The following is a 2,907-nucleotide window of genomic DNA, read 5'->3' as shown; positions in this document are numbered from 1 at the left end:
GCTGTACTCTTTCTATGCTCGCTGCAAAAACTGGTTTGTCAAGAACCGCGATTCAGCGCGATCATGAATTGTATTTAATTCGTAAAGGCTTTATTAGTATTGATAGTATTAGATATATTACTACTAATGGATGTAAAGCTTTAGAAACTATAAAGAAATAGTGTAAGATGTAGTGAAGTTTAATGCCTCAATGACCGGAAATGGCTATCGGCCTTGTTTTGTAAACAAGTATGGATTAATCATCCTTTGTCAGTTCGAATCTGACTTGAGGCTCCATTTTTAGTGTAATATAGATTATGGAATCTATAGAAATCAAATGCGAGTTTTGTAAAATTAAATTTTCAAAACTAATTAATGAATACAACAGGTGTTCAAAAGCAAAACAAAAACATTTTTGTTCTCTCTCTTGCTCAGGTAAATTTAGCGGAATTTTAAAGAAACAAAAAGCTGATTTTGATAAACAAGAATATTATAAAAATCCAAAAAAGTGTAAAACTTGTAATAATGCAATAGATTATTTTGTTAAACACGTTAATGGTTTTTGCAGTTCTTCTTGTTCCGCTGTATTTAATAATCCAAAAAAAGCTATTAAAAGAGTATGCGTCTGTTGCGGATCGCAAACTAAAAACAAAAGATTTTGTAATACGAAATGTTTCTTTGATAACAAAAAGAAACAAACAGCGATATCTATCGAAGATGGTAAAAAAGTAACAAATGATACTTTTAAATCTTATTTAATAAGTAAAGGTGGACATAAATGTCAAATGTGTTCTTTTTCTGAGTGGGGTGATAAACCCATTTTGTTAATATTAGATCATGTTAATGGAAATTCAGATGACTGTTCTTTAAAAAATTTAAGATTAATTTGCAGTAATTGCGACACTTTAACTCCTACTTATAAAGGTAGGAATAAAGGAAATGGAAGATACGCTAGGAGACAGAGATATCAAGAAGGTAAAAGCTTTTGAACCTCAAGAATTCCTTGACAATCAGTGAAAGTATGGTAAATTGATCGTGTTCTTTAAATGGGATTGAAGCATTAAAGTGATGCAATAGACTTTTAATCTATTGAAGAGGGAGCGTTACCCTCCAGTCCTACCATTTTTTCAGTTCTTTTAAAATTTAATATGTAGTAGTTTCTATGGGCCGTTAGCTTAAACTGGACTTAAAGCAGCATTCTCATAAAATGTTGATTGTCGATTCGATCTCGACACGGCCCACAGAGACTATTGCATATTTCTTGTTGGTCTGGTAACTCAACTGGTTCAGAGTACATGCTTTATAAGCGTGAAGTTGCGGGTTCAAGCCCCGCTCAGACCACCAATTTTAATTTGTTCTTTTAAATCTACTAATCCATGATGCACTTCAGCGTGACAGTTTTTACAAAGCAGAACGCATTTATTCAATTCCTTAGTTAAGAATTCTAAACTATAACTTCTTAGTTGAGCTATATTAAATTCTTTTTCTTCTGGGTTTATATGATGAAAATCTAATGCACCAATATATTTATCGTAATTGCAAACAATGCATTTGCCTCCTTTATATTTCACACATTCTACTTTTCTAGCTAATTGTTTTTCATAAGTGATTTTATTATTACACGGCTTACACCATCCATGAACATCACCATTTTTAGAAGTGTAAAATTCATTTTGCAAGTTTTTCACTCCTTCACATTTAGGACATTTCTTGAATTGTATATCATTAATAAGTACAATACTTTTAGTTCGTGGCTGTTCTTTAAAAGATTTGTTTTTAGTTTTTAAATCGAATTTTTTAAGCCAATGGCGAATGCTCGTTCTACTTTTGTTAGTAATTTTTGAAATTTGTCCGAGTGAAAGCCCTTGACTAACGTAGGTCTCTAGTGTAGGTTTGTCCATAGTTCAATTCTTATTACACTTTATTATAAGATTTGTGCTAGTTCTTTCAATAAAATTTTAGCGGTCCATTGGTCTAGTGGTTATGACACTGCCCTTTCACGGCGGAAACGAGAATTCGATTTTCTCATGGACTACCAAATTTTTCCCCTTGACAGGGGCCACAGTTTCTAGTAGATTGTGCGTGTTCTTTTTATGGGGGTATAGACCAGCGGAAGAGTCAACAGACTTAAAATCTGTCAAGCGATGGTTCGAATCCATCTACCCTCACCATTTTGTTCTTTTATAAATTTTTCCAACACGATTGACCCGGCTACCAAGAAGCTAACCCATGATAACGGACTTGGAAATCTGTTACGGATGGTCTCTGAGGAAAAGTTGCGGTTTGGGAGTAATTACCCAAGCCGCAATACAATTTTACTAAGTAAGTGTCCTGATCAGACGTATGGTAAAGTGCCTGAAGAGGGCATGATGCGGGTTCAAGTCCCCTAACTTACTTAGTATTCAATTTTTGCAGCAATGAGGGCAGTCGTCACTAAGACGTAGTTTGAGGTACTGGAAATAATCCGGTATATTAGACAACTGAGCGACCTGATCTGCGAAAAAACATACAGTGCGCCCAAGTGATAATGTTTCTAGTCACTTTACACTGAGAAAAAAATGGGTATTAATTTTGACCATTGGTGTATAGAATTATAGCACGCTACGAGACAGTAGGGGAGACTGAAATTGAACGAGAAGACATTTGGAAAAAAAGTACATATATGTTCGAAAGTAAATGTATTGATTTTCCATAATATATGGAACAATAGTGAAATCCTCGTATATTCGCAAGTCGTGGTCATTTAATTTTATCTCATTAGAAGGGCAAGGGGCTTCATGCCCCGTTCTTTAAAAAGACTTACTTCTAGTGGGATTTAATTTTTTATAAAAAATCGTTGACTTCCCTGAAGATAACCTGTAGGTTGTATCCAAGATGAAAATTATCTCTCAAGACCGAGTACTCAAATTGAGCAATACCGACATCACA

General features: G+C 34.2%; 2 protein-coding genes and 5 tRNA genes. 6 read left to right on the top strand and 1 reads right to left on the bottom strand.

Translation table 11 applies throughout. From position 1 onward, the window contains the following. Nucleotides 1-184: 184 nt before the first annotated feature. The 4 genes from ACOYLT_RS11275 (at nucleotide 185) to ACOYLT_RS11260 (ending at nucleotide 1,323) form a co-directional block, all read left to right on the top strand. A tRNA-Thr gene (locus ACOYLT_RS11275) sits at nucleotides 185-276 on the top strand. Between the two features lie 20 nt (nucleotides 277-296). Next, nucleotides 297-968, top strand: coding sequence for a hypothetical protein (locus ACOYLT_RS11270; protein ID WP_422853941.1), 672 nt, complete (start codon nucleotides 297-299; stop codon nucleotides 966-968). Nucleotides 969-1,143: 175 nt separating this feature from the next. After that, nucleotides 1,144-1,220: transfer RNA gene (locus ACOYLT_RS11265), tRNA-Met, on the top strand. A gap of 25 nt (nucleotides 1,221-1,245) precedes the next feature. Continuing rightward, a tRNA-Ile gene (locus ACOYLT_RS11260) sits at nucleotides 1,246-1,323 on the top strand. Here ACOYLT_RS11260 and ACOYLT_RS11255 read toward each other — a convergent pair. Further along, on the bottom strand, nucleotides 1,302-1,880 hold the full coding sequence (locus ACOYLT_RS11255) for a hypothetical protein (RefSeq protein ID WP_422853940.1): 579 nt from the start codon (nucleotides 1,878-1,880) through the stop codon (nucleotides 1,302-1,304). The two genes, ACOYLT_RS11260 and ACOYLT_RS11255, sit on opposite strands and share 22 nt — an antisense overlap. Before the next feature lie 62 nt (nucleotides 1,881-1,942). Here ACOYLT_RS11255 and ACOYLT_RS11250 point away from each other — a divergent pair. Beyond that, nucleotides 1,943-2,017, top strand: a tRNA-Glu gene (locus tag ACOYLT_RS11250). Nucleotides 2,018-2,074: 57 nt separating this feature from the next. Beyond that, a tRNA-Leu gene (locus ACOYLT_RS11245) sits at nucleotides 2,075-2,150 on the top strand. Nucleotides 2,151-2,907 lie beyond the last annotated feature (757 nt).

The organism is Flavobacterium sp. (assembly GCF_049318185.1).
In the GTDB taxonomy this organism is placed as follows: Bacteria; Bacteroidota; Bacteroidia; order Flavobacteriales; family Flavobacteriaceae; genus Flavobacterium.
This window is presented reverse-complemented; position numbering and strand designations above follow the sequence as displayed.

Bases quoted from the DNA above. Each gene is read 5' to 3' on its own strand.
- ACOYLT_RS11270 (WP_422853941.1), top strand. From the start codon at position 297: ATGGAATCTATAGAAATCAAATGCGAGTTTTGTAAAATTAAATTTTCA.
- ACOYLT_RS11255 (WP_422853940.1), bottom strand. From the start codon at position 1,880: ATGGACAAACCTACACTAGAGACCTACGTTAGTCAAGGGCTTTCACTC.